This is a genomic window from Streptomyces sp. NPDC053432, assembly GCF_055585365.1.
Genome location: NZ_JBVJKF010000025.1, coordinates 97339 through 121795 on the forward strand (window position 1 = coordinate 97339; position 24457 = coordinate 121795).

25 protein-coding genes are annotated in these 24457 nt (G+C 72.4%); 9 read left to right on the forward strand and 16 right to left on the reverse strand.

The features are described from left to right. Positions 1–3 precede the first annotated feature (3 nt). The 9 genes from ACZ6Y1_RS31610 to ACZ6Y1_RS31650 form a co-directional block, all read right to left on the reverse strand. Entirely contained in the window at positions 4–915 is a 912-nt protein-coding gene (locus ACZ6Y1_RS31610) for a beta-ketoacyl synthase N-terminal-like domain-containing protein (protein WP_469637781.1), read from the reverse strand. After that, the gene (locus ACZ6Y1_RS31615) at positions 912–2063 is read right to left on the reverse strand and encodes a beta-ketoacyl-[acyl-carrier-protein] synthase family protein (RefSeq protein WP_469637784.1); all 1152 of its coding nucleotides are present in this window, start codon (positions 2061–2063) and stop codon (positions 912–914) included. The genes ACZ6Y1_RS31610 and ACZ6Y1_RS31615 overlap by 4 nt, the downstream gene beginning before the upstream one ends. Next, positions 2060–3325: a beta-ketoacyl-[acyl-carrier-protein] synthase family protein gene (locus ACZ6Y1_RS31620; RefSeq protein ID WP_469637787.1), complete on the reverse strand. Its 1266-nt coding sequence runs from the start codon at positions 3323–3325 to the stop codon at positions 2060–2062. The genes ACZ6Y1_RS31615 and ACZ6Y1_RS31620 overlap by 4 nt, the downstream gene beginning before the upstream one ends. A 29-nt stretch (positions 3326–3354) precedes the next feature. Next, positions 3355–3609, reverse strand: coding sequence for an acyl carrier protein (locus ACZ6Y1_RS31625; protein ID WP_469637790.1), 255 nt, complete (start codon positions 3607–3609; stop codon positions 3355–3357). Between the two features lie 124 nt (positions 3610–3733). Next, complete coding sequence (locus tag ACZ6Y1_RS31630) at positions 3734–4501, reverse strand: IclR family transcriptional regulator (RefSeq protein ID WP_469637793.1); 768 nt, start codon at positions 4499–4501, stop codon at positions 3734–3736. Then, a complete protein-coding gene (locus tag ACZ6Y1_RS31635) occupies positions 4498–5250 on the reverse strand; it encodes a thioesterase II family protein (protein ID WP_469637796.1) in 753 nt (250 codons plus the stop codon). The genes ACZ6Y1_RS31630 and ACZ6Y1_RS31635 overlap by 4 nt, the downstream gene beginning before the upstream one ends. A gap of 36 nt (positions 5251–5286) precedes the next feature. Beyond that, positions 5287–6228 (reverse strand): ACP S-malonyltransferase, encoded by a 942-nt coding sequence (locus ACZ6Y1_RS31640; RefSeq protein ID WP_469637799.1) that lies wholly within the window; start codon positions 6226–6228, stop codon positions 5287–5289. 240 nt (positions 6229–6468) lie between these two features. Further along, on the reverse strand, positions 6469–7266 hold the full coding sequence (locus ACZ6Y1_RS31645) for a LuxR family transcriptional regulator (RefSeq protein ID WP_469637802.1): 798 nt from the start codon (positions 7264–7266) through the stop codon (positions 6469–6471). A gap of 92 nt (positions 7267–7358) precedes the next feature. Next, on the reverse strand, positions 7359–8084 hold the full coding sequence (locus tag ACZ6Y1_RS31650; RefSeq protein ID WP_469637805.1) for a DNA-binding response regulator: 726 nt from the start codon (positions 8082–8084) through the stop codon (positions 7359–7361). A gap of 607 nt (positions 8085–8691) precedes the next feature. On the opposite strand from ACZ6Y1_RS31650, the gene ACZ6Y1_RS31655 reads away from it, so the two are divergent. The 4 genes from ACZ6Y1_RS31655 to ACZ6Y1_RS31670 all read left to right on the forward strand — a co-directional run bounded on the left by ACZ6Y1_RS31655 (position 8692) and on the right by ACZ6Y1_RS31670 (position 13690). Continuing rightward, entirely contained in the window at positions 8692–9288 is a 597-nt protein-coding gene (locus ACZ6Y1_RS31655) for a 4'-phosphopantetheinyl transferase family protein (RefSeq protein ID WP_469637808.1), read from the forward strand. Positions 9289–9534: 246 nt separating this feature from the next. After that, positions 9535–12306: an AMP-binding protein gene (locus tag ACZ6Y1_RS31660; protein ID WP_469637811.1), complete on the forward strand. Its 2772-nt coding sequence runs from the start codon at positions 9535–9537 to the stop codon at positions 12304–12306. Between the two features lie 35 nt (positions 12307–12341). Continuing rightward, complete coding sequence (locus tag ACZ6Y1_RS31665) at positions 12342–13265, forward strand: NAD-dependent epimerase/dehydratase family protein (protein WP_469637854.1); 924 nt, start codon at positions 12342–12344, stop codon at positions 13263–13265. A gap of 17 nt (positions 13266–13282) precedes the next feature. Next, positions 13283–13690: a nuclear transport factor 2 family protein gene (locus ACZ6Y1_RS31670; RefSeq protein ID WP_469637814.1), complete on the forward strand. Its 408-nt coding sequence runs from the start codon at positions 13283–13285 to the stop codon at positions 13688–13690. Positions 13691–14028: 338 nt separating this feature from the next. Here ACZ6Y1_RS31670 and ACZ6Y1_RS31675 read toward each other — a convergent pair whose 3' ends face one another. Then, entirely contained in the window at positions 14029–15381 is a 1353-nt protein-coding gene (locus tag ACZ6Y1_RS31675) for an AMP-binding protein (RefSeq protein ID WP_469637817.1), read from the reverse strand. A 214-nt stretch (positions 15382–15595) separates the two neighbouring features. On the opposite strand from ACZ6Y1_RS31675, the gene ACZ6Y1_RS31680 reads away from it, so the two are divergent. Further along, positions 15596–17068 (forward strand): DHA2 family efflux MFS transporter permease subunit, encoded by a 1473-nt coding sequence (locus tag ACZ6Y1_RS31680; RefSeq protein WP_469637820.1) that lies wholly within the window; start codon positions 15596–15598, stop codon positions 17066–17068. A 58-nt stretch (positions 17069–17126) separates the two neighbouring features. On the opposite strand, the gene ACZ6Y1_RS31685 is transcribed toward ACZ6Y1_RS31680, so the two are convergent. Beyond that, the gene (locus tag ACZ6Y1_RS31685) at positions 17127–17549 is read right to left on the reverse strand and encodes a MarR family transcriptional regulator (protein ID WP_469637857.1); all 423 of its coding nucleotides are present in this window, start codon (positions 17547–17549) and stop codon (positions 17127–17129) included. Positions 17550–17708: 159 nt separating this feature from the next. Between ACZ6Y1_RS31685 and ACZ6Y1_RS31690 the strand changes: the two genes are divergently transcribed. Further along, positions 17709–18023: a hypothetical protein gene (locus tag ACZ6Y1_RS31690; protein ID WP_469637823.1), complete on the forward strand. Its 315-nt coding sequence runs from the start codon at positions 17709–17711 to the stop codon at positions 18021–18023. Here the strand turns inward: ACZ6Y1_RS31690 and ACZ6Y1_RS31695 are convergent. Then, complete coding sequence (locus ACZ6Y1_RS31695; protein ID WP_469637826.1) at positions 17977–18723, reverse strand: helix-turn-helix domain-containing protein; 747 nt, start codon at positions 18721–18723, stop codon at positions 17977–17979. The genes ACZ6Y1_RS31690 and ACZ6Y1_RS31695 overlap by 47 nt on opposite strands. Positions 18724–18962: 239 nt before the next feature. Here ACZ6Y1_RS31695 and ACZ6Y1_RS31700 point away from each other — a divergent pair, with 239 nt between their 5' ends. From ACZ6Y1_RS31700 to ACZ6Y1_RS31710, 3 genes are read left to right on the forward strand one after another with little or no spacing between them, the layout of a single operon-like run. Continuing rightward, complete coding sequence (locus ACZ6Y1_RS31700) at positions 18963–19634, forward strand: DUF4097 family beta strand repeat-containing protein (protein WP_469637831.1); 672 nt, start codon at positions 18963–18965, stop codon at positions 19632–19634. 31 nt (positions 19635–19665) lie between these two features. Further along, the gene (locus ACZ6Y1_RS31705; protein ID WP_469637834.1) at positions 19666–20619 is read left to right on the forward strand and encodes an ATP-binding cassette domain-containing protein; all 954 of its coding nucleotides are present in this window, start codon (positions 19666–19668) and stop codon (positions 20617–20619) included. Further along, on the forward strand, positions 20616–21401 hold the full coding sequence (locus ACZ6Y1_RS31710; protein ID WP_469637837.1) for an ABC transporter permease: 786 nt from the start codon (positions 20616–20618) through the stop codon (positions 21399–21401). The genes ACZ6Y1_RS31705 and ACZ6Y1_RS31710 overlap by 4 nt, the downstream gene beginning before the upstream one ends. 123 nt (positions 21402–21524) lie before the next feature. On the opposite strand, the gene ACZ6Y1_RS31715 is transcribed toward ACZ6Y1_RS31710, so the two are convergent. From ACZ6Y1_RS31715 to ACZ6Y1_RS31730, 4 genes are all read right to left on the reverse strand, one after another. Then, positions 21525–22445, reverse strand: a complete 921-nt coding sequence (locus tag ACZ6Y1_RS31715; protein WP_469637841.1) for an MBL fold metallo-hydrolase — start codon at positions 22443–22445, stop codon at positions 21525–21527. Beyond that, positions 22442–22657 carry an acyl-CoA carboxylase epsilon subunit gene (locus ACZ6Y1_RS31720; RefSeq protein WP_469637844.1) on the reverse strand — a complete coding sequence of 72 codons (216 nt, stop codon included), beginning with the start codon at positions 22655–22657 and terminating at the stop codon, positions 22442–22444. The genes ACZ6Y1_RS31715 and ACZ6Y1_RS31720 overlap by 4 nt, the downstream gene beginning before the upstream one ends. A gap of 22 nt (positions 22658–22679) precedes the next feature. Beyond that, on the reverse strand, positions 22680–24185 hold the full coding sequence (locus tag ACZ6Y1_RS31725) for an acyl-CoA carboxylase subunit beta (RefSeq protein ID WP_469637861.1): 1506 nt from the start codon (positions 24183–24185) through the stop codon (positions 22680–22682). Positions 24186–24362: 177 nt separating this feature from the next. Next, a partial coding sequence (locus ACZ6Y1_RS31730) for an adenosylhomocysteinase (RefSeq protein ID WP_351857368.1) occupies positions 24363–24457 on the reverse strand: 95 nt, incomplete at its 5' end.

The window sequence follows — 24457 nt, forward strand, 5'->3', positions numbered from 1 at the left end:
CGCTCACGCTGCTTCGGGGGCGAGCAGCAGGAGGTCCGCGCTCGCGTCGTCGGCCGCGGTGCCGGTGACGGCCTGGACGGGGCCGCGCTCGCCGGCGTCGAACCAGCCGACTGCTGCGGCGACCTGGAGCAGGCCGAGGGCTCCGGAGGCCTTGCCGAGGTGCTCGGGAAGCTCCCAGCGGCGGCCCACCGGGCCGGCCGGGACGGCGCCCCTGCGGTACGGGCCGAGCACGGCGCGCACCGTCGCGGAGCGCTCGGCGGCGGCGGCCCGGTCCTCGACGACCAGGGCCGCGCCGCCGTCGACCGCGTGGCCGCCGCCGAGGAGGCGGCGCACCACCTCGTTGTCGGGCTCGACGCCGAGCACCAGGACCCGCTGGGCGCGCCCGGCCGCGATGATCGTGGCCGCCCAGTGGAGGGCGTCGAGGCCGGAGGTCTCCCCGTTGCAGACCATCAGGTTGGGGCCGCGCAGCCCGTAGCGGATGGCCGCCGAGGAGGCGATGACGTTGCTGGAGGCGTTGGGCAGGTCCATCGGCGAGGTGGCCGTGACGGTCTCGGCGCGGATGGTCTCCAGGGCCCGGGCGACGGTGTCGAGGTTGCCGAAGTTGGAGCTGGCGACCACGCCGACGCTGGCGGCGGGCACGTTGACGCCCTCCTTCTCGTCGGCGCCGAGCAGGCCCGCGTCGCGCAGGGCGGCGGCGGTCAGGGCGTAGCCGAGCTGGGTGGCGCGGTCCTTGTAGCGCAGTCCCTTCTTCCCGACGTGGGCGGCCGGTTCGACGGGGGCGCCGCCGGCGGCGGGTCCGTCGGCGAGGGCGCGTACGGAGTCGGCGCCCGGCAGCAGGACGGCGGCGCCGGTGACCACCACGGTGGCGGCGGTGCTCCCGGTACGCGGGGCGGTCAGCGGGGCTTGCGTGGTCATCGGGGACCCTCCACTATGGCCACGGCGTTGATGCCGCCGAATCCGAAGGCGTTGAGCTGCGCCACCTTCAGCTGCTGGCCGGCTGCCGCGGTGCCGGTGACGAAGCGGAACGGGGCGGCCTCCTCGACCGGCTCGTCCAGACCGACGGTCGGCGGCACCCGCCCCTCGTTGAGGGCCTGGACGCCCACGATCAGGTTGATCAGTCCGGACGCCCCGGAGGTGTGCCCGGTCATGGACTTCACGGCGGTCATCAGGGGCACGCCGGCGTCGTCGCCGAGGACGTCGGCCAGGGCGGTGGCCTCCGCCTCGTCGTTGAGCAGGGTGCCGGTGCCGTGCAGCATCACCAGGTCCACGTCGGACGGCTTGACGCCGGCCAGCCCGTGGGCGGTGCGCATGGCCTCGGCGATGCCCTCCGGGGAGGGCGCGGTGACGTGGTACGCGTCGCAGTTGACGGCGACGCCGCGCAGCCGGCCGTACACCTGCGGGGCACCCTCCTCGGTGCGGCGCAGCACGATCGCGGCGGCGCCGTCCCCCATCAGGACGCCCGTGCGGTTGCGGTCGAAGGGGCGTACCCGGTCGGGCGGGGTCGGGTGGACGCGCTCCAGGAGCCCGTACATCGACTCGGTCAGGACGTCGACACCGGCGATGATGACGGTGTCGGGCGCGTCCTCGCCCTCCTGGTCGAGCAGGTCGCTGCCGAGCGCGAGCGCGTACAGCGAGGCGGAGCAGGCGTTGGAGAAGGTGTGCGTGACGTCGGCGTTGAAACGTTCCCGCAGGCCCGTGCCGAAGTGCAGCCCGGAGTCGGCGAACGGGGTGCCGTCACCCCACCACAGCTCCATCGACCGCAGTTCGCGCAGTCCGGTGCCGACCAGGATCGGGATGCCGGACAGGTCCTCGCCCAGGCCCGCGTCGGCGGCGGCCTGGGCGATCGCCTCGTGCAGGAGCCGGCTCGCGCGTCCGGGGACGTCCTCGCCGACGGCTGGTCGGTCGTCGACCTCGTAGGCGTGCTGCGCCCGGAACCTGGTGCGGTCGAAGCCGCGCAGCTCCGCCCGCCCGCTGACACCCCGGCACAGGTTCTCGAAGAGTTCACCGACACCGGAGCCGGTGGCGGCGACGGCGCCCATCCCGATGATGGGGCGGATCGTCATGACGCCTCCTTGATCGCGTCGTACCGGCCGAGCAGCACCGCCGCGTTGTTGCCGCCGAACGCCAGCCCGTTGTTCTGGACGATCCGCAGGTCGGCCTCGACCGCCTGGTTCGGTACGCAGTCGACGTCGCACTCGGGGTCGGTGGTGACGTGGTTGATGGTGGGGGGGATGAAGCGGTTCTGGATGGCCAGGGCGCATCCGATCGCTCCCAGGGCGCTGGCGGCGCCCATGCTGTGCCCGAGCATCGACTTCATGGAGACGGTGCGGGGAGGGGTGTCCCCGAAGACCTGGCGGATCGCACCCGCCTCGGTGATGTCGTTGGCCTTGGTGCCGGTGCCGTGCGCCGAGATGAGGTCCACCTCGTGCGGCTTGACCCCGGCGTTGTCCAGGGCGAGGCGCATCAGTTCGGCGACGCTGTCCCGGTCGGGGGCGACCTGGTGGTGGGCGTCGCAGTTGAGCCCGTAGCCGAGCACCTCGGCGTAGATGGTGGCGCCCCGGGCCAGGGCGGAGTCCAGCCGCTCCAGGACGAGCACGCCCGCGCCCTCGCCGGTGAGGATGCCCTTGCGGTCGACGTCGAAGGGCTGGCAGCGGTCCGGGGCGATGGTGCCCAGGCGGTAGAAGCCCGTGAAGGTCTTGCGGCACATCGCGTCCGCCCCGCCGCAGAAGGCGAAGTCGGCCTCGCCGGAGCTGACGGCGTCGAAGCCGTAGCCGATGGCGTAGTTGCCGGCCGAGCAGGCGGTCGGGATGGTGAGGGCCTCCACGTCGGTCAGGCCCAGTTCCTGGGCGATGGCGACCGACAGCCGCCCGGCCGGCACGCGCCGGGCGGCCGTGGGGTCGAAGGCTCCGGTGCCGCCGGCCAGCTCGCTCTCCACGAGCTGGTCGAGGTCGTGGCTCTCGCCGTCGGTGGTGCCGATGGAGATCAGGCCGCGCCGGGTGCGCAGCTGCGCCAGATCCAGTCCCGAGTCCTCCAGGGCCATCCGGGCGGCCGCCGTCGAGAACTGCGCGGCCCTGCCGAGCTGTTCCACGTCGAGCGTGCTGATCCAGTCGTGCGGGTCGAAATCCGTGATCTCGCACCCGTTCGCGTGGGCGAAACCCTCCGTGTCGAACACCGAGATGGGCCGGGCACCGCTGCGGCCTTCACGCAGTCCCTCGAGGAACTCCTTCGCGCCGAGTCCGATGCTGGACACCACTCCTAGTCCGGTGAGAACCACCCGGTGCCGCTCCGGCCGGGTGTGGCCGGTGCCGCGCTCTGCCGCCGTCATGGCAACCTCCCCATCCGCCGCCGGTGCGACTACCAGTTGGCCGGCTCCGACACGACCTCGTAGACGCCCTTGAGGTTCACCATGCGGGGCAGCTCGCTCTGGTTGATGACGACCTTGAATTCCTTCTCGAGGGCCGCGAGGATCTCGATGGCGCGGAGCGAGTCGGCGTTGTGGTCCTCCTTGAAAAGGCTGACCTCGGTGACCTCGTCCTCCTCGATCTCGAGAATGTCGCAGACAATTTCCTTGATGGTCTCGAGACGCTCGTCGCGCGTAGCAGTGGTCACGCTTTTTCCCCTTTTCGGATTCGCCGCCACAAGCGCGGCAGAGTTACTCGCACTGGAAATGGTGCGGTCGCGGTCAATTTCTCACAACGACGGCTGCAACAACCTGCCACGGCCGCCGGTGAATTCAGCTTCCGGCCCGGCCCGCCGGGTGCGGCTTCCCGGTACCTCGCAGCAATGCGTCACTGAGCGACGCGGCGGCGTCCGCGGCGGCTCGGCTCAGCTGCCGGTCGGGGCCCCCGGGCATGCGGGTGCTCGTCCCGGTCAGCACCAGGGCCTCGGCCACCACGCCGGACGCGGCGCGCACCGGTACGGCGTAGGAGACGGCGCGGGGCTCGACCGGGTCGGGGCCGTACGCCCAGCCCCGGCGGCGTACGACGGCCAGCTGGGCCGGCGTGAACCGGGCGCGCCGCAGTCCCTCGTACAGTTCCTCCGGCTCGGCCCAGGCGTAGAGCACCTGGGCGCCGGGCCCCGCCGAGGCCGGCCGGGCGGTTCCGATGGCGGCGGGGTCGGCCAGGGCGTCGACGGAGGATCCGACGCAGATCTGCAGGGCGCCGCGCCGGCGGTAGAGCCGGGCGGCCAGTCCGGTCCGGGTGGCCAGCTCGGCCAGCACGGGGCCGGCCGCCTCGGCGAGGCGGTCGTGCCGGACCTCGACGGCCAGCGTGCCGAGCCGGGGGCCGAGGACGAAGCGGCCCTGGCCGTCGCGGGTGAGCAGGCCGAGGCGCTCCATGGCGACGGCGATGCGGTGGGTGGTGGGGCGGGACATCCCGCTGTGGGCGACCAGGTCGACCAGGGGGGCCGGCCCGCTCTCGACGATCTCCAGCAGCACCGCCGCCTTGTCCAGGACGCCCACGCCGCACATCGGCCGCGGCCGGACGGTGGTGGTCGTACTCACCGCTGCGCGGCCAGCCGTGCGCGGATGTCCCCGACGAGTTCGGCATGGCGGTCCACAAGGTAGAAGTGGCCGCCGGGCAGGACCCGCAGCTCGAAGCCCTGGGGGGCGAGGTCCGCCCAGGCGGCGACCTCGGACGCGGGCACGTCGGGGTCGCTGTCGCCGACGTACCCGACGACCGGGCAGGGCAGCGGGACGCCGGGGCGCGCCGTGTAGCCGGAGACGGCGGTGAAGTCGGCCCGGATGGCGGGGAGCACCAGCTCGCGCAGGTCCGGGTCGTCGAGCAGCGCCGAGTCGGTGCCGCCGAGCCGCTTGACCTCCTCGACGAGGTCGTCCTCGCTGCCGAAGGCGGCGGTCCGCGGGGTGAGCAGGTGCGGGGGCTTGCGGCCGGAGAACATCAGCAGCGCGGGGGCGGCGGCGTGGCGTTCCGCGAGGCGCAGGGTGATCTCGTAGCCGACGCTGGCTCCCATGCTGTGGCCGAAGACGGCCAGCGGCAGGTCCAGGTAGGGCTCCAGCTCGCCGGTGATGGCGGCGGCCAGGTCCTCCAGTACGGTCAGGGGCTCCTCGCCGATCCGCTCCTGGCGGCCCGGGTAGCGTACGGCGAGCACTTCGACGTCGTCTCCGAAGGCGTGGCCCCAGCTGTGGAAGAAGCTGGCCGAACCGCCGGCGTGCGGCAGGCAGAGCAGCCGGAGCCGCGGCGTCCGCGTAGTGGCGTACCGGCGCAGCCAGACGCTCTCGGTGCCAAGTGGCATGGTGGATGGTCTCCTTGTGGGCGGGGCGTGCGGTGCTCAGGCGCCGACGGCGTCGAGGGCCGCCGGGCTGTCCAGGGCCACGGCCCCGGTGCCGGGGGCGATCCGCCGGATCAGGCCGGAGAGGGTGCGGCCGGGGCCGATCTCGACCAGGCTTCGGCAGCCGAGGCCGTCTACGAGGGTGCGCACGCCGGGCTCCCAGAGCACCGGCGAGGTGAGCTGCCGGGTCGCGAGGCCGGGCCAGTCGCAGTCGCCGCTGTAGGTCCGGGCGTCGGCGTTGGCGACCACCGGCAGGTGCGCGGGGGCGAAGGCGGTGCCCTCCAGGGCGGCGCGCAGGCTGTCCGCGGCGGGGGCCATGTAGGGGCTGTGGAAGGCCCCTCCCACGCTGAGGCGGATCATCTTGGCGCCGATGGAGGGGGCTTCGGCCTCGATGCGGTCGATGCCCTCGGCGGATCCGGAGACCACGGTCTGGCCGGGCGCGTTGACGTTGGCGACCCAGACGTCGAAGCCTTCCGCGCGCACCCGCTCGGCCAGCTCTCCGACCAGGTCGAGGGGGGCCGCGACCAGTACCCCCATGGTGCCGGGGCGTTCCTCCGCGGCCTGTCGCATGGCCCGGCCCCGGGCCGCGACCAGTCTCGCCGCGGCGCTCAGGGGCAGTGCTCCGGCCGCGGTCAGGGCGGCGTACTCGCCGAGGCTGTGCCCGGCGCAGGCGACCACGTCGCCGAGGACGTCCAGCGTGCCGCGGCGCACCGCTTCGGCGTGGGCGACGACCGCGACCGTGAACACGGTCAGCTGGGCCAGGTCGGTACGCCTGAGCTGCTCACCGGGCGTGTCGAGCAGCAGCGCGGCGAGGTCCTCCCCGGTGACGTCGGAGATTTCCTCGGTGAGTTTCCATGACGGGGTGTTCCGCCACGGCGCGCCCATTCCTTCCTTCTGCGTTCCCTGTCCCGGGAACACCAGACCAATCGGCCTTCGATCCATGGATCCGCCTTCCGCACGTATTCACCGGGGGCACGGGGACCCGTCGTCGCCGACTTTCGCGACGTACGGATCCCCGCGCGCCGGTGGCATGCAGGTCGGGGGTTTCTCCATGCCACCAGGACGGATTCCAGGGGCTCGCCGGGAGCCCCGAATCCCTTTCCCGGCGCCATACAACTGCGTGCGCCGGACGGGCGGCAACCCAGGTTTCAGGAAGCTGCCAGCGCCCTGGTGACCGGACCGTCAGGCCCGTGTCCCGCTGACCGCTCCGGCCGTCCCGGACGTGGGCAGCAGCCCCAGTTCGGCGGCTCTGACCCCGGCCTGGAAGCGGGATTGGGCGCCGAGCAGCGCCATGATCTCCGCGACGTGGCGCCGGTAGGTGCGCACCGAGACGGTGAGTTCCCGGGCGGCCACCTCGTCGGTGACGCCCGCGCGCAGCGCGCCGAGGATCTGCCGGGCCAGAGCCGCCCGGTCGCGGTCGCCGAAGACGATGCGCTCTCCGGCGGGCACGGCGTTGCGCCAGATGCTCTCGAAGAGGGTGCCGAGGGTGTGCAGGACTTCGGGTGCCCGGATCGTCGAGGCCCGCACGCCGGCCGCCGACTCGGCCACCACGAGGGCGCCGCTGCCGTCGACGAGCAGCGCCTGGAGCGGCGGTACCCGGGCCACCCGGATGGCCACCGGGCGTTCCAGCGCCAGCTGTTCCCGGATGAATTCCTCGTCGACCAGGCCCGGGCTGGCCAGCAGCCGGATCGATACCCCTTCGCCGGCCGAGTAGAGCAGTTTGCGTTCGGCCCGGCTGCTGCGTGCGGGCTCTTCCTCGCCTCCCGGTCCCGGTGCCCGGGCGTCCACGATGTCGATCGTCCGTACGGCGCCTCGGATCAGGCCCGCCGCGGACCGGAGAACGGGCATGTAGCCCCCCTCGACCGTGGATATCTGCTGCGACCGGTGGCTGCGCTCGCGGTGGATGGCCACCGTCGATTCGATCAGGGCCCGGACTTCCAGTAGTGCTTGTTCCAGCTCGTCTTCCGGTCCGTTGGACACGTCAAACTCACCATTTCCCCGTTGGTGTTTCTTAACTCCACGCGGTCCGTGCTCGTGCGCGGACCGCGCGTCTCCCCGTTCACACTGCTGTACTACTCCGAGAGCAGCCCCAGTTCCACCGCGCGCACACCCGCCTGGAAGCGGGAGTTGGCGCCGAGCTCACGCATGATCTCGGCGACGTGGCGCCGGTAGGTGCGCAGGGACACGTTGAGGTCGCGGGAGGCCGCGTCGTCGGTGAAGCCGTCGCGCAGCCGCTCCAGGATCCGGCGGGTGAGCTCGCTGCGCAGCTTGGGGCTCAGCGCCAGGTGGTCGTCGAGCTTGCGGCCGCGGGACCAGGCGCCGGCGAACAGGAGTTCCAGGGCGCGGACCGCCGCAGGGTCGTTGACCTGCGTCGCGTGGCACTTGGCGTGGGCCGTGGTCGACCGTACGAGCGCCGCCGCGCCGTCGACCACGACGATGTCGCGCAGCTCGGCCTCGGAGACCCGGATCTCGAACCGGGCGCCGGGCACCCGGGTGAGGGCGGCGAGGCTGCCGTCGGCCACCTGGGGCGCGCACAGCAGCCGTACGACGAGCCCGGATTCCAGCGCGGCCAGGGCCTGGTGGGCGAGGTGGTGGAAGGCGCCGTCGCCGGTCATCGCGACGCAGACGGAGTGGCGTGCGCCGCGTACGAGGTCGTCGAGCGCCTCGCCGAGGACGGCGACGTCCGTGTGCGGGGCGGCGGGGCCCTGATCGGGTCTCTGGCGGTGGAGGGAGACGGTGGATTCGATGAGGGCCCGGGCCTTCAAAAGGGCCTCTTCCACATGTGTCGCGTGGTCCACGGGTGTCCTGTCCTCGACCCCTTCTACGCCATGCGAATCAATCGCGGCACCGGTCATATGTCCCCCTTGACTGACCAGAATCTGCTGCACGGAAACCCGGCGGTACAACGAGTTTCAACTTTTCGGCGGATAAAGTCTCTGCGCCGCCATTCGAGCAGTTCTCCAGCGTGCCGACCCTAGTTCGCTGCCCAGGGCCCGTCAACAAGATCCGGGCGGGCGCAAGACAAGCCCGGCATATGTCAACCCCTCATTTTTTTCCGCCACTTTGAGCGAATATTTCCCGCCACGCTGGCAGCAAGCTGCACCCGCCCCCCGGAACGAAACCCGCCACTTCCGCTTGTGTCACCGGATGCGCCGGTGCATTCACCGTCCGTGGCACCCCTGTCCGGTTCCGGCCAACCCTGACCGGCTCCAGGACCACTCGAGCGGCCCTCAAGCCTACGGTGAGCCGGTGACCACAAGCCACACGGGGACCACTGAACGCGCAATGGCACCACTCTTCGAATCCACCGACGCCGTTGTCTGGTGGTGGACGGTACCGACCGAGCGGTACTTGAACAGCGACCTGGAACTGCTCGACGAGACAGAACTGACTCGGATTCAGAAAATGAAATCGGCGCAGGCGCGGGTGGAGTTCATCACCTGCCGCGCGGCGGTGAAGAGAGCGCTTTCGGAAGCCCTGGAAGTACCGGCCGCGGAAGTGTCCCTCGGCCGGACCCCGTGTCCCGGCTGCGGCAGTGCCGAGCACGGCCCTCCCGCCGTGGTCCGTCCGGGCACTCCCTGGAAGCTGAGCATCGCGCACACCCGGGGGCTGGGCATGCTCGCCCTGTCGCCCTTCCCCGTGGGCGTCGACGTCGAGCAGGTCCGCCCGCTCGACGTCGCCGAGGTGGAGGCGCCCGCCCTCACACCGGCCGAGCGCGAGGCCGTGCTGGCCCTGCCCGAAGGCACCGCCCGCACCACCGCGTTCCTCCGCTGCTGGACCCGGAAAGAGGCCGTGCTCAAGGCCCTCGGGATCGGCATCACCACCGACCTGACCACGCTGGAGTCCCGGGCCTGGGCCGAGGGCCCGGCCCAGGTCACCACCTCCGCGCTCGGCTCCCCCAGCACCTGGCGGATGGCGACCGTCCCCGCCCCGGCAGGCTGGGTGGCCGCCCTTGCGCTGCCCGAAGGCGCCGACCGGCCGCCGTCGGTGCGCATGCTCTGAGCGCCGGCCCGGCACGGCTCCCCGCCGCGCGGGGCCGGGGCTCCGCCCCCACACAGGCCCTCCGGGGCTCCGCCTCACACAAGCCCCCCAGGGCCCCGCCCACACAAGCCCGGGGCCGCGCCCCACGCGGCCCCGGCGTGACGGGATCACGTCCCGCCCTTCCCCCTTTCCCCTTCCCCGGCACGCACCGGGACGCGGCAACCCCGCGGCCACCGGCGCGCCTTTCGAGGCCAGGAGACAGAGACCGTGAATTCGTCGAACAACCTCACCGACTTGCTGCTGACCGCCGCCGAGCGGTTCCCCGAGTCGGGCCTGCGCCACTGCACGGGCGGCGCGGACGCCGGCTTCCTCGACCAGAGCCACCCCGAACTCCTGGACCGGGCCCGCCAGGTCCTGACCGGGCTGCGGGCCCGGGGACTGCGCCCTCAGGACAAGATCGTACTGGTGCTGGAAGGCTCCCAGGAGTTCGTGACCACATTCTGGGCAGCCGTTCTGGGCGGCTTCGTGCCCTGCCCGGTGGCACCGCCGAGCGGCGACCTGGAGCGCTGGGCCGACCGGCTCCGCCATGTCCACGCCCTGCTCGACGGTCCGCTCGTCGTCACCGGCAGCGCCCTCGCCGCGCGCCTGCCCGAGGTCGACGGCCTGCGGGTGGCGCCGCTGGACGAGCTGTACGGTGAGCCGGCCGCCGAACTGCACCGGGCGGCGCCGGACGACACGGCCGTGCTGATGCTGACCTCTGGTTCGACCAGCAGCGCCAAGGCGGTCATGCTGAGCCACGCCAACCTGCTCGCCTCCCTGGCCGCCAAGAACGGCCACCACCGCCTCGGCCCCGAGGACACCACGCTGAACTGGGTCTCGTTCGACCATGTGGCGGCGCTGCTGGAGTGCCACCTGCTGCCACTGTCGACGGGCAGCAGGCAGGTCCACGCCGAGGCGCCGGTGGTGCTCGACGACCCGCTGGAGTTCCTGCGGCTGGTCTCCCGGCACGGGGTGACGATGACGTTCACGCCCAACTTCCTGCTGGGGCTGGTCAACGCGGCCGCGGAGCGGTTCGCCGGATCCGGGGAGCCGCTCGACCTCAGCCGGCTGCGGCACATCATCAGCGGCGGCGAGGCCGTGGTGGTGGCCACCGGGGAGGCGTTCCTGGAGCACTGGGCACCGTACGGTCTGGCCCGGGACGCGCTGTGGCCGGCCTTCGGGATGACCGAGACCTGCGCCGGGAGCGTCTACTCCCGCAAGGCCTTCCCCGAAGCCGACCGCGGCCGCGAGTTCGCGAACCTCGGCACCGCCGTCGAGGGGCTGGGAATGCGGGTCGTGGACGGGCAGGACCGGACGCTGCCCGAGGGCGGGGTGGGCGAGGTCCAGTTCACCGGGCCCATGATCACCTCCGGCTACTACAACAACCCGGAGGCCACCGCCGAGGCCTTCACCGCCGACGGCTGGTTCCGCAGCGGCGACCTCGGCCGCATCGACGACGGGCGGCTGACCCTCGTCGGGCGCAGCAAGGACAGCGTCATCGTCAACGGCGTCAACTACTTCAGCCACGACGTCGAGGCCGCTCTCGAACAGCTCGACGGCGTCGCCCGCAGCTTCGTCGCGGCCTTCCCCACCCGGCCGGCCGGCAGCGACACCGAGCAGCTGGTCATCGCGTTCTGCCCCGAGGTGCCCGAGGGCGACGAGGCCGCCCTGTACCAGGCGCTGAGCGCCGTCCGCAGTACCGTGGTCATCCACTGGGGGTTCCGTCCGGCCCTGGTGCTGCCGCTGCCCGCCGAGGCCTTCCCGAAGACCAGCCTCGGCAAGATCCAGCGCTCCCTGATGCGCGGCCGGCTGGAGGCGGGCGCGTACGAGGAGCAGGCGCGGGCCGCCGCCGACCTGACGCTGCGCATGCTCGGCGGACACACCGCGCCCGAGGGCCCCACCGAGCGGGTGCTCGCGGAGATCTACGGCGAGCTGTTCGGCGCCGACCCGGCGACGATCAGCGCCACCGCCAGCTTCTTCGACCTCGGCGGCACCTCGCTCGACATCCTGCGGCTGCGCGGCAAGGTGGCGCAGCGCCTGGGCGTCCCGGCCCTGGAGGTCGTCACCGTGCTGACCGCGCCGAGCGTGCGCGCGCTGGCCGCCCGGCTGACCGCGGACGACGGTGACGGCCCGGGCGCCCGCCCGTACGACCCGCTGGTGCCCATGCAGACCAGTGGCACGAAGACCCCGCTGTTCTGCGTGCACCCCGGTGTCGGCGAGGTCCTCGTCTTCGTCAACCTCGCCCGGTACTTCACGGGCGACCGGCCCTTCTACGCGCTGCGCGCCCGCGGCTTCAACGAGGGCGAGAAGCCCTTCGTCTCCTTCGAGCAGATGGTCGACTGCTACGTGGAGGCGATCCGGGCCCGGCAGCCGCACGGCCCGTACGCGGTGGCCGGGTACTCGTACGGCGCCGCCGTGGCGTTCGAGATCGCCAAGATCCTCGAATCGGAGGGCGAGCGCGTCGACTTCGTCGGCAGCTTCAACCTGCCGCCGCACATCAAGTACCGCATGAACGAGCTGGACTTCGTGGACACCGCGGCGAACCTGGCGTTCTTCCTGGACCTGATCGACAAGAAGCAGTCGATCGAGCTGCCGGACGCGCTGCGCGGGCTGCCGCGCGAGGAGCAGGTGGCCCGCCTCATCGCGATCTCCCCCCGGGAGCGGCTCTCCGAACTCGACCTGGACGCCGACAAGTTCGGCGCGTGGGCCGACCTGGCCAACACGCTGACCGACCTGGGGCGCGGCTACGAGCCGAGCGGCACGGTGCGCTCGATGAGCGTCTTCCACGCGATACCGCTGCGCGGCACGAAGGAGGACTGGCTGGACAACGAGCTGCGGCGCTGGGACGAGCACAGCACCGAGCCGAACCGGTACCTGGAGGTGCCGGGCGAGCACTACACCCTGATGGGCCCGCGCCACGTGGCGGCCTTCCAGGCGATCCTGCGGCAGGAGCTGGACCGCACCCTGGCCGAGGCCGACGCCATCGCGGCCCGGCGGTAACACCGGAAATGACAGAAATGACGGGGGACTACACCATGCGGGGAAAGAAGATCCTGATCACCGGCGGGACCGGGCAGGTCGCCCGGCCGGTCGCCGAGGCACTGGCCGAGCACAACGACGTCTGGTGCATCGGCCGCTTCGGCACGCCGGGCGTGGAGCGCGAGCTGAACGAACGGGGCGTCACCACACGGCACTGGGACATGGGCGACCCCTCGGAGCACGCCCTGAAGGACATACCCGAGGACTTCACCCACGTACTGCACTCCGCGGTGCACCGGGGCGAGGACGGGGACTTCAACGCCACCGCCGAGATCAACGCGGTGGCCACCGGCCGCCTGATGGTCCACGCCCGGACCGCCGAGGCGTTCCTGTTCGTCTCGACGGGTGCCCTGTACGCGCGCCAGACCCTGGACCACGCGTACACCGAGGACGACCCGGTCGACGGCAGCGCCGCCTGGCTGCCGGCCTACCCGATGGGCAAGCTCGCGACCGAGGGGGCGGTGCGCGCCTTCGCCCGGGTGCTGGGCCTGCCCACCACCATCGCGCGCCTCAACATCGCGTACGGGCCGGGGAGTTACGGCGGGGTCCCGATGCTGTACTTCAAGCAGATGCTGGCCGGGAATCCGATCGCCGTGCCGCTGGAGGGGCAGAACTGGTGCTCCCTCCTGCACACCGACGACCTGGTCGCGCAGGTCCCGCCGCTGTGGGGGGCCGCGTCGGTCCCGGCGACGCTGGTCAACTGGGGCGGTGACCAGTCGGTCGGCATCACCGACTGCCTGCGCCACATCGAGGCGCTGACGGGCGTGGAGGCGCTGCTCGTACCGCAGGAGGTCACCCGGGAGACGTACCGGTTCGACCCCACCCTGCGCCGCCGGCTGACCGGCCCGTGCCGGGTCGACTGGCGGGACGGCATCGAGAGCACCCTGCGGGCCCTGCACCCGCAGCACATGAGCCGCTGAGAAGGGACACGGACGACATGACGACGAGCATCGACGAGAACCTGGCCCTGGTCCGGCGCGCCTACCGTGCCTTCCACGACCGTGACGTGGCGGGTCTGCTCGACACGCTGGACCCGCAGGTGGAGTGGGTGCACCCCGACGGGATGGCCGACTACGGCCTGGGCGGCACCAAGCACGGTCACGCGGGCGTGCGGGAGTTCCTCTCGCGCGTGCCTGCTGTGCTGGGCGGGATGCGCCTGGAGCCCCAGGAATTCGTGGCCGCCGACGACCGGATCGTGGTCTTCGGGGTCCGGCAGGTGACCTCGGTCCGCGGCACGACGGAGACGCTTCCCTTCATCCACTCGTGGACCCTGCGGGACGGGATCGCCGTCCGGATGGAGGACATCTTCGACACGGTGGTCTTCCAGCGGCTGATCGAAAGCTGATCGAAAGCCGACCCGGCGCGTGGCCCGTCCGGCGGGCGGCGGTCATCCGGCGAAGGCCCGGACCGCCGCGGCCGGGCGGGTGCCGCGCCTGCGGGAGCCGCGCCCGCGGGGGCCGACCTGCAGGGGCCGCGCCCGCGGGAGACGCGCCCGCGGGAGACGGCGACGCCGGCCGGGCAGATCTCGGCGCCGGGCAGGGCGATGACGATCGGGCCGATGTTCACGATCACGGCCGCGGTGCCCGCATCCACGCCCTGCTCGCCCCGGTTCGGCGCGACCACGCGGAGGCGAACCCCCGCACGCGTACTCACGCCGCGACGCGCCCGCCTTCTGCTGCTCCGTCAGGGCCGGTCGCCGTGGTCGCCCTCCAGCAGCAGCTTCTTCTGCGGCTTGCCCATGGCGTTGCGCGGCACCGCCGTGACGAAGCGGACCTCGCGCGGGCGCTTGTGCACCGACAGGTGCGCGGCGACGAAGTCGGTGAGCTCGGCGCCGGTGACCCCGTCGGCGACGACGTAGGCGACGATCCGCTGCCCGAGGTCCGCGTCGGGGACGCCGACGACGGCCGCCTCGCGCACCTTGGGGTGGTCGAGCAGGGCGTTCTCGATCTCGCCCGCGCCGATCCGGTACCCCCCGGACTTGATCATGTCGGTGGAGGCGCGGCCCACGATCCGGTGCACGCCGTCCGACGGGTCGACGGCCGCGATGTCTCCGGTACGGAACCAGCCGTCCTCGGTGTGGGCGGCGGCGGTGGCCTCCGGCCGGCCCAGGTACCCGGAGAACAGGGTGGGGCCGGTCAGCTGCAGTTCCCCGATCCCCGCGCCCGGCTCGGCGGCGATGCGTGTGCGGATGCCGGTGAGCGGGGTGCCCACCGTGCCGGGGCGGACCTCGCCGCCCGCCCGGCCGCTGATGGTGATCAGTGTCTCGGTCATGCCGTAGCGCTCCACGGGGCGGTGGCCGGTGAGGCGTTCGAGGTCGCGGAAGACGGGCGCGGGCAGGGCCGCGCTGCCGGAGACGAGGAGCCGGGACCCGGACAGGGCGGAGGCGGCGTCGGGTTCGGCGGCGATACGGGACCACACGGTCGGCACGCCGAAGTACAGGCTGCCGCCGGCCGCGGCGTAGGCGCCGGGCGTCGGCCGGCCGGTGTGCACGAGGCGGCTGCCGGTGCGCAGGGCGCCGAGCACGCCGAGGACGAGGCCGTGCACGTGGAACAGCGGCAGCCCGTGCACGAGGGTGTCGCCGGCGCTCCACTGCCAGGCCTCGGCGAGCGCGTCGAGGTCGGCGGCGACGGCGGCGGCGCTGAGCACCACTCCCTTGGGCGGCCCGGTGGTGCCGGAGGTGTACAGGATCAGTGCGGGGTCCCCGGCATCGGCGGCCTTCGGGGAGGGGGTGTCCGCGCGCCGCGCGAAGTCGACCGCGATCTCCGCGGCCCCCGAGTCGCGCAGGATGTGCTCCCGTTCGGCGGGTCCGGCGTCGGGCGGCAGCGGTACGCAGGGCACTCCGGCGAGCAGCCCGCCGACCACCGCGGCGACGGTCTCCAGCGAGGCCGTCGCCGTGACGGCGAAGGCCGGGGCCCCCGCGACGTCCGCGGCCACCGCTCCGGCGGCGCCGAGCAGTTCCTCGTACGAGGTGGTGCGGCCGGCGACGGTGACGGCGTCCGCGCGGTCGCCGTACGCGCCTTCAAGTGCCGTGAGCACGATGGCACTCCCCTGTCTGTCGTCCCGGACGGTCCCGGAGGTCCCGGGCGGTCCCCGGCACAGGCTGCCGGAAGCCGGGGGCCCGCGCCAGCCCGGCCGGGGCGCGCCCCGCCCCGGATACCACTCCTACCACTCCCAATATCCATCCCTCTTGATGCATCAAAAAAGATGCATTACGGTTGCTCCCGGCGGACGGCGCGAGAGGAGTGGACACATGCGGAAGTGGGCCGGAAATCCCTGGGCGGTACTGGTGACCATGTCACTGGGGTTCTTCATGACCTTGCTGGACCTGACGATCGTGAACATCGCGATCCCGGAGATGATCGACGCGCTGGGGGCGACCCTGGACCAGACCCTGTGGGTGGTCAGCGGCTACGCCCTCGTCCTGGCCGTCCTGCTGATCACGGCGGGCCGGCTCGGCGATCTGTGGGGGCCGCGCAACCTCTTCGTCACCGGCGTGGTGGTGTTCACGGCCGCCAGCATCGCCTGCGGGCTGGCCACCGGCCCGGTGATGCTGATCGCCGCCCGCGGGGTACAGGGCCTCGGCGCCGCACTGCTCACGCCGCAGACGATGGCGCTGATCATGTCGGTCTTCCCGGCTGCGCGGCGCGGTACGGCGATGGGCGTCTGGGGCATGGTGGCGGGGCTGGCCACGCTGTCGGGTCCGACCCTGGGAGGCGTGCTGGTCTCCACCGTCGGATGGCGCTGGATCTTCCTGGTGAACGTGCCGATCGGGATCGCCGCGCTGGTGCTGACCTTCCTGGTGGTGCCCGACGTACGGTCCGGCCGGACCCGCACCTTCGACGTCCCCGGCGTCCTGCTGGCCACCGGCGCGCTGTTCTGCCTGACCTTCGCGCTCCAGGAGGGCGAGCACTACCACTGGGGCAGCGGGATCTGGGGGCTGCTGGCCGCGGGTGCGGCGCTGGCCGCCGGGTTCCTCTTCCACCAGCGCGGCCGTCAGGACCGCGAACCCCTCGTCCCGTTCGCGCTGTTCAAGGACCGCAACTTCGCCGTGCTGACGGTGATGGTGGCCCTCGTGTCGATGGCGATGATCGGACTGGTCCTCCCCTTCAACCTCTACCTGCAGTCCGTGCTCGGCCTGAGCGCGGTCAAGGCGGGCCTGGTGCTGGCCCCGTCCTCCCTGGTGTCGATGGCGGTGGGACCGTTCGCGGGCCGGCTGTCCGACCGGATCGGCGGCAAGTACCTGCTGATGGCGGGTCTGACCCTGTACGCGGCCGGCATGGTGGCGATCGTGCTGATCGCCGGCCCCGGGACCCCCTGGTACGCCTTCGTCCCGGCCACCGTCCTCACCGGACTCGGCATCGGCTGCGTGGTCGCCCCGATGTCCGCCGAGGCGATGCGGGGCGTCGACCCGCGGCTCGCGGGGGCGGCGTCCGCGGTCAACAACACGGTCCGGCAGATCGGTTCCGTCATCGGCGCGGCCGCGGTGGGCGCCCTGCTCCAGGGCCGGCTGGCGGCGGAGCTGGCCTCCGGGAAGGTGTACGCGGACGCCTTCGTCGCGACCCTGCACGTGACGGCGGCGCTGCCGATCGCGGCGGTCCTGGTGGGCGTGCTGGCCTGCTTCCTGGTCCGCGGCCGGGCCGGGACGACCGCTGCGGGTGCGGCGGCCGGGGCGGCTCCCGCGGCGGCTCCCGCCGGGGCCCCAAAGGCGGCGGCGAACGCGTGACGGAACACGGAAGCCGCCCGGGCGCCGAGCACCCGGGCGGCTTTCGCATGCGCGCCCCTCAGGACGGGTCCGGCGACAGCCGGGCCAGCACCTCCGGCGACAGGCGCCGGGCCAGGGCCTCCAGGAGGGCGACCACCTGGGCGACCTCCACCGGGTCGTCGGTTCCGAGCGCCGTGGCGAGGGCGTCGTCGACGCGCGCCCCGGCGACCTCGGCGCGCCGGTCGGTCACCTCGGGGTTCTGCCGGACCAGGGTCCGGCGCCGGTCGCGGGGGTCGGTCCGCGTCACCACCGATCCGGTCTCCCGCAGCCGGGCCACGCAGGCGGACACGGCGCTCTGCGGCAGCCCGGAGCGGGTGGCGACCTCGCCGACCGTCGTGTCCGGGTGGGCGTAGATGTCGAGCATCACGATCAGCACCGACCGCGTGCTCGTCGGCCGCTTGCCGAGCCGGTCGGTGGGGATGGCCTCCTCACCGATCTTCATCAGCGTGCGTCCCAGCAGGAAGAGCTGTACTCCATTCACAGGGACGACCTTATATCAGTCCAGATGCATCCGATTCGATGGATCTGACCGGGCCGCACAGCGAGTTGTCGGCGCCTACCGAGCGCGCGAACTGGGTCTGACGGAGAGGACCGAAGCCGCATGAGCACCGCACCCCAGCCGTCGGCCGTCCCGCAGCCGCCCGCCCAGCCCGAGGCCATCCGCGCCGCCCTCGCCCAGGTCGCCCCTCACCTGCTCGCCGACTTCGACCGCGACCGCGTGACGAGCACCGCCCGTGCCCGGGCCGAGGTGTCCGCGGTTCCCCTCCGGGCCTCCACGGAGGCGTGGGCCGTCGAGGTGGCGATCGCCCGGCACCCGGTGACCGGCGGCCGTGGGGTGCGGGAGGTCGCCCGCTCCCGTGACGCCGCCCCTACTCCCCGCCCGGCCCGGCGCCCCCCGGGGCCGACGGGCCCTTGACGTAGAGGATGTCTCGGGCCTGTTCCGCCGCGCGGGTGATGGTCTCGCTGATGAAGTCGAGGAAGCGGGCGATGTTCTCCAGGCGGACCGCGGCCGGGGTGTCCGGGCCCAGGACGCCGACGCCCTGGCGGGCGGTCTCGGCGAGTTGGTCGCTGGCCTTCGCGCTGGCGATCGTGGACTGGTAGAAGACGTCGTCGTCGACGATGTAGCGCTCGCGGCGGCGTTCGTCGCGTTCCCGGCGGATGAGGCCCTGGCTGTCGAGGAAGGCGACCGCCTTGGAGATGGACGCCGGGCTGACCTGCAACCGCTGGACGAGTTCGGACGCGGTGAGGGTGCCCGTGTCGGTGGTGTAGAGGCAGACCAGTACCCGGGCGCTTATCTTCGGCAGGCCCGAGGCCATGAAGAGGGTCGTGAACAGTTCCTCGTACTCGCGCACGGCCTCGGGGTCGCGCCCGTGGGCCAGTTGGGGCGCCTGCCCGGCCCGGGGGGCGGCCTGCCTGCGGCGGTGGGTGCGGCGTTCGGTGGAGCGCTGGGCCAGGTCCGCGCGGTAGCCGGCGGGGCCCCCGTTGCGCATGACCTCGCGCGTGACGGTCGAGGTCGGACGGTCCAGGCGTCTGGCGATCTCCGCGTACGCGAGCCCGTCCGCCACCCCCAGCGCGATCTGCTGGCGTTCCTGCTGGGTGAGCCTGCCTCCCGGCATCGCAATCTCCGTCGTTCGTGGGCCCCTTGTGGGTCCTCGGCGCCTCCAGCATAGCGTTCATTTCCTAGTCATTGCAACGCAACATGCGATCCCATTGCATTGAAATTCTAGCCAGTGCAACGATTTCTCTCATCTGAGCTGCGGAAATACAGATTGCACGCAACGAAGTTGTTGCCGTCATCCATGAACGCAACGTAGCTTTCGGGGCATCGGAAACAACGACCCGAAGGAACAGAACCATGCAGAGCTTCGCCACCGCCGCCCCCGTCTCCACCGTCCTCGACATCCCGGCCGGCCGGATCCGGTTCATCGCCGCCGAGCGCACCGACACCACCGTCGAGGTCCGCCCCGCCAACGCCTCCGAGAGCCGCGACGTGAAGGCCGCCGAGCAGATCACCGTCGACTTCCGCGACGGCGTCCTGCGGATCGAGGCCGCCCCGGCCAAGCACCGCCTCCTCGGCAACTCCGGTTCCGTCGAGGTCACCGTCCAGCTCCCGGCCGGCTCCCACATCGAGGCCAAGGCCGCCCTCGCCGAACTCCGCGGCGTCGGACGCCTCGGCGACGTCACCTTCGAAGGCGCCCAGGCCACCGTCGAACTCGACGAGACCGCCGCCGCCCACCTCACCCTCCAGGCCGGCGACATCACCATCGGCCGCATCGCCGGCCCCACCACGATCCGCACCCAGAAGGGCGACATCCGGATCACCGACGCCCTGCACGGAAAGGTCGAACTGCGCACCGAGCACGGGGACATCACCGTCGCAGCCGCGCCCGGGGTCTCCGGCACCCTCGACGCCGAGACCGCATACGGCCGGATCCACAACTCCCTGCGGAACAGCGAGGGCGTCCGCGCCGAGCTCACCGTCCACGCCGGCACCGGCTACGGCGACATCACCGCCCGCAGCAACTGACCCGCCCCAACCCTCCTGAGGAGCACTCATCATGACCGACCTGGCCATCGCGGCGAACGGGCTGCGGAAGTCCTACGGGGACAAGGTCGTACTCGACGGCGTGGACCTGGCCGTCCCCGAGGGGACGATCTTCTCCCTGCTCGGCCCGAACGGCGCGGGCAAGACCACCGCCGTGAAGATCCTCTCCACCCTCATCGGCGCCGACGCCGGCCAGGTGCGCGTCGGCGGTCACGACCTCGGCGCCGACCCGCAGGCGGTGCGTGCCGCGATCGGGGTGACCGGGCAGTTCTCCGCGGTCGACGGGCTGATCACCGGTGAGGAGAACATGCTCCTGATGGCGGACCTGCACCACCTGTCCAAGCGGGAAGGGCGGCGGGTCGCGGCCGGACTGCTGGAGCGGTTCGATCTCGTGGAGGCGGCGAAGAAGCCCGCCTCCACCTACTCCGGCGGCATGAAGCGCCGGCTGGACATCGCGATGACGCTGGTCGGCAGCCCGCGGATCATCTTCCTCGACGAGCCGACCACCGGCCTCGACCCGCGCTCCCGGCACAACATGTGGCAGATCATCCGCGAGCTGGTGGCGGACGGCGTGACGGTCTTCCTCACCACCCAGTACCTGGAGGAGGCCGACGAGCTGGCCGACCGGATCGCCGTCCTCAACGACGGCCGGATCGCCGCCCAGGGCACCGCCGAGGAACTCAAGCGGCTGATCCCCGGCGGACACGTACGCCTCCGCTTCGCCGACCCGGCCGCCTACCGCGCCGCCGCCCTCGCCCTCGCCCTGCACGACGCGGGACGCGACGACGAGGCCCTCGCGCTGCAGATCCCCAGCGACGGCAGCCAGCGCGCCCTGCGCACCGTCCTCGACCGGCTCGACTCGGCCGGCATCGAGGCCGACGAGCTCACCGTCCACACCCCCGACCTCGACGACGTGTTCTTTGCCCTGACCGCGAACACCGACCAGCCGAAGGAGGCTGTCCGATGAGCTCCCTCTCCCTCGCCCTGCGCGACTCGTCCACGATGCTGAGGCGCAACCTCCTGCACGCCCGGCGCTACCCGTCCCTGACCCTGAACCTGCTCCTCACGCCGATCATGCTGCTCCTGCTCTTCGTCTACATCTTCGGCGACGCCATGAGCGCGGGCCTGGGCGGCGGCGGCCGTTCCGCGTACATCGCGTACATCGTTCCGGGGCTGCTGCTGATGACGATCGGCAGCACCACGATCGGAACCGCGGTGTCCGTCGCCAACGACATGAACGAGGGCATCATCGCCCGCTTCCGGACGATGGCGATCCACCGTCCCTCGGTGCTCGTCGGGCACGTCATCGGCAGCGTCCTGCAGTCGATCGCGAGTGTGGTCCTCGTCGGTCTCGTCGGTCTGGCCATCGGTTTCCGGGCCACCGACGCGACGGCCGTGGAGTGGCTCGCCGCGTTCGGGCTGCTGGTCCTGTTCGCCCTGGCGTTCACCTGGATCGCGGTCGGCATGGGCCTGATCAGCCCGAACGCCGAGGCCGCCAGCAACAACGCGATGCCGATGATCCTGCTGCCGCTGCTGTCCAGCGCCTTCGTCCCGGTCGACTCGATGCCGGGCTGGTTCCGGCCGATCGCCGAGTACCAGCCCTTCACCCCGGCCATCGAGACCCTGCGCGGCCTGCTGCTCGGCAGCGAGATCGGCAATAACGGGTGGCTCGCCGTGGCCTGGTGCGTGGGGCTGACCGTGCTGGGCTACTTCTGGTCGGCCTCGAAGTTCGACGCCGATCCGCGGTAACCGCCGCCATGACGGCGCGGGCCGACGCGAGGGGCCCGTAGGACACCGGTGACCGGGGTGTCCTACGGGCCCCTCTGTCGTATGTCGCGTCAGTTCGCGGTGCGGTGAGCCGGAGGTGCCGGACTACGCCAGGCACTCCGGCCGGCGCCCGTGGTGGGCGGCCATCTCCTCGAAGAGGGCCCCGATGTCGAGCGGGGTGCCCTCGGGCAGGCCCCGCTCCTCCGCGTAGGCGCGGTGCAGGTTGGGGACGAGGCGTTCCGCGTCCAGCAGTCCGGCGTACGGGCCGAGGTCGGTGGCGCGCGCGAGTTCGAGGGGGCTCACCCCCGCGGCCGCGCCCTCCTTGGCGAGGCCCTGCACCCAGCGCAGGTACGCCTCGTTGGCGTCGAGGACCTCCGGGCCGCCGACCGGTCCGTGGCCGGGCACGACGGTGGTCGCGCCGAGCGCGCGCAGCCGTGCCAGGGCCCGCAGGGAGCCCGCTACGGAGCCCATGACGCAGAACGGCGTGACCCCGTTCATCGCGAGGTCGCCCGTGAACAGCACGCCCTGCTCGGGCAGCCAGACGACGGTGTCGTCGACGGAGTGCGCGGCCGGGCCGATGTGGAGGAGCTCGGCGCGGACGGAGTCGCCCACGTGGAGCGTCATGCGGTCCTGGAAGGTGAGCTCGGGCGGGGCGATCTCGATGTCGCCCCAGCAGACGTCCGGCCACAGTCCGGCCATGTGCATGCCGGCCGCTCCGACCAGGGCGCGGGTCTTCTCGTGGCCGATGGTCAGGGCCTCGGGGAAGACGAAGTTGCCGTAGGTGTGGTCGCCGTGGAAATGGGTGTTGACCACGGCGTGCGGGGGCCGCGGCGCGAGCCGCAGCGCGGCCCGGCGCAGCTGCCGGGCGCGGGCCTCAGTGGCGGCGGTGTCGACGAGCACGCTGCGGCGCCCGTCGGTGAGGACGCCCGCGTTGTTCAGGCACCAGCCGCCGCCGGGCTGCACGTACGCGTGGACGCCCTCCGCCACTTCGGTGACGTGTACGGGGCCTGCGGGATGTCCCTTCACCGGCCGCGCCACATCCCCGCGGGGGCGTGCGGGTTGCGGTGGGCGCGGTGCCAGCCGCTGTCGGGGGCCCGTCCGTCGGCGGCCCGTCCGTCGGCGGCCGGAGCCGGTGCGGCGGCGGTCCGCCGTGCCAGCAGGGCCGTGAGGACGGCGGTGAGGGCGGCGGTCTCCTCCGCGGAGGGGTGGCCGCCGGTGATCTTCCAGGGGGTGGTCATCGGTCCGCTGCCTCCTCGTCCGTCACACCGGCGGGTTGCCGTGTTTGCGGGACGGCATGTCCGCGTACTTGGAGCGCAGCATCGCGAGGGCGCCGATGAGCGCGGAACGCGTCTCGGCCGGGTCGATGACGTCGTCGACGAGGCCGCGCTCGGCCGCGTAGTACGGGTGCATCAGCTCGGTCTGGTACTCCTTGATCTTCTGCGCCCGTTCGAGGTCCGGGTCCTCGGCCGCGGCGATCTCCCGGCGGAAGATGACGTTGGCGGCGCCCTCGGCGCCCATCACCGCGATCTCGTTGCTGGGCCAGGCCAGGGAGACGTCGGCGCCGATGGAGCGCGAGTCCATGACGATGTACGCGCCGCCGTAGGCCTTGCGCAGGATCAGCTGGATCCGCGGGACGGTCGCGTTGCAGTACGCGTACAGCAGCTTGGCGCCGTGCCGGATGATGCCGTTGTGCTCCTGGTCGACGCCGGGCAGGAAGCCGGGCACGTCGACGAGGGTGACCAGCGGGATGCTGAAGGCGTCGCAGAACTGCACGAATCGGGCTGCCTTCTCGCTGGCGTGGATGTCGAGGACGCCCGCCATGGAGGAGGGCTGGTTGGCGACGATCCCGGTGACGTGGCCGTCGAACCGGGCGAGGGCGACGACCACGTTCTGCGCCCAGCCGGGCTGGATCTCGAAGTACTCGCCGTCGTCGGCTATCTCCTCGACGACCTTGCGGATGTCGTAGGACTGGTTCGGGTTGGCCGGGACGAGGTCGACCAGGGCGTCGGTGCGCCGGTCGGCGGGGTCGCCGGTCTCCTCGCGGGGTGCGGTCTCGCGGTTGTTGGAGGGCAGCAGCGACAGCAGGAACCGTACGTCCTCCAGGCAGCTCCGCTCGTCGTCGTAGGCGAAGGCGGCGACCCCGGAGACCGAGGCGTGCACGTCGGCGCCGCCGAGACCGTTCTGGGTGATCTCCTCGCCGGTCACCGCGCGGACCACGTCCGGGCCGGTGATGAACATCTGCGAGGTCTCCCGGACCATGAACACGAAGTCCGTCAGGGCCGGGGAGTACGCGGCGCCGCCCGCGCACGGGCCCAGCATCACGGAGATCTGCGGGATGACACCGGAGGCCCTGGTGTTGCGCTGGAAGATGCCGCCGTAGCCCGCGAGGGCGGTGACGCCCTCCTGGATCCGGGCTCCGGCGCCGTCGTTGAGGCTGACCAGGGGGGCGCCCGCGGCCACCGCGAGGTCCATCACCTTGTGGATCTTCTGCGCGTGGGCCTCGCCGAGGGCGCCGCCGAAGATGCGGAAGTCGTGCGCGTACACGAAGACCGTCCGCCCGTGGACGGTGCCCCAGCCGGTGACGACCCCGTCGGTGTAGGGCTTCTTGTGCTCCAGGCCGAAGCCGGTGGCCCGGTGCCGGCGCAGGGCCTCGATCTCCTGGAACGAGCCTTCGTCGAGGAGCGCCTCGATGCGCTCCCGCGCCGTCAGCTTGCCCTTGGCGTGCTGCCGTTCGGTGGCCTTGGGGTCCGGCCCGGCAATGGCCATGGCCTTGATCACGGCGAGTTCCGCGGCACGGTCCTGGATCGGGGGTGGGGCTGTTTCACTGATGGTCACGGGATTCCTCCGGGGCGGTGGGGAGGTTCTGCCGGCAGCCCGCCCCGCCCCCCGGACGGGGCGGGGGCGGGGCGGGCGCCGGTCAGCGGTCTTCGATCGGAAGCCGCGTCAGTAGCGGTAGTGGTCCGGCTTGTACGGGCCCTCGACCTTGACGCCGATGTAGGCGGCCTGCTCCGGGCGCAGGGTGGTGAGCTTGACGCCGA

Bases quoted from the DNA above. Each gene is read 5' to 3' on its own strand.
- ACZ6Y1_RS31610 (WP_469637781.1), bottom strand. From the start codon at position 915: ATGACCACGCAAGCCCCGCTGACCGCCCCGCGTACCGGGAGCACCGCC.
- ACZ6Y1_RS31615 (WP_469637784.1), bottom strand. From the start codon at position 2,063: ATGACGATCCGCCCCATCATCGGGATGGGCGCCGTCGCCGCCACCGGC.
- ACZ6Y1_RS31620 (WP_469637787.1), bottom strand. From the start codon at position 3,325: ATGACGGCGGCAGAGCGCGGCACCGGCCACACCCGGCCGGAGCGGCAC.
- ACZ6Y1_RS31635 (WP_469637796.1), bottom strand. From the start codon at position 5,250: ATGCCACTTGGCACCGAGAGCGTCTGGCTGCGCCGGTACGCCACTACG.
- ACZ6Y1_RS31640 (WP_469637799.1), bottom strand. From the start codon at position 6,228: ATGGATCGAAGGCCGATTGGTCTGGTGTTCCCGGGACAGGGAACGCAG.
- ACZ6Y1_RS31655 (WP_469637808.1), top strand. From the start codon at position 8,692: ATGAAATCGGCGCAGGCGCGGGTGGAGTTCATCACCTGCCGCGCGGCG.
- ACZ6Y1_RS31665 (WP_469637854.1), top strand. From the start codon at position 12,342: ATGCGGGGAAAGAAGATCCTGATCACCGGCGGGACCGGGCAGGTCGCC.
- ACZ6Y1_RS31670 (WP_469637814.1), top strand. From the start codon at position 13,283: ATGACGACGAGCATCGACGAGAACCTGGCCCTGGTCCGGCGCGCCTAC.
- ACZ6Y1_RS31680 (WP_469637820.1), top strand. From the start codon at position 15,596: ATGCGGAAGTGGGCCGGAAATCCCTGGGCGGTACTGGTGACCATGTCA.
- ACZ6Y1_RS31685 (WP_469637857.1), bottom strand. From the start codon at position 17,549: ATGAAGATCGGTGAGGAGGCCATCCCCACCGACCGGCTCGGCAAGCGG.
- ACZ6Y1_RS31690 (WP_469637823.1), top strand. From the start codon at position 17,709: ATGAGCACCGCACCCCAGCCGTCGGCCGTCCCGCAGCCGCCCGCCCAG.
- ACZ6Y1_RS31695 (WP_469637826.1), bottom strand. From the start codon at position 18,723: ATGCCGGGAGGCAGGCTCACCCAGCAGGAACGCCAGCAGATCGCGCTG.
- ACZ6Y1_RS31700 (WP_469637831.1), top strand. From the start codon at position 18,963: ATGCAGAGCTTCGCCACCGCCGCCCCCGTCTCCACCGTCCTCGACATC.
- ACZ6Y1_RS31705 (WP_469637834.1), top strand. From the start codon at position 19,666: ATGACCGACCTGGCCATCGCGGCGAACGGGCTGCGGAAGTCCTACGGG.
- ACZ6Y1_RS31710 (WP_469637837.1), top strand. From the start codon at position 20,616: ATGAGCTCCCTCTCCCTCGCCCTGCGCGACTCGTCCACGATGCTGAGG.
- ACZ6Y1_RS31720 (WP_469637844.1), bottom strand. From the start codon at position 22,657: ATGACCACCCCCTGGAAGATCACCGGCGGCCACCCCTCCGCGGAGGAG.
- ACZ6Y1_RS31725 (WP_469637861.1), bottom strand. From the start codon at position 24,185: ATGGCCATTGCCGGGCCGGACCCCAAGGCCACCGAACGGCAGCACGCC.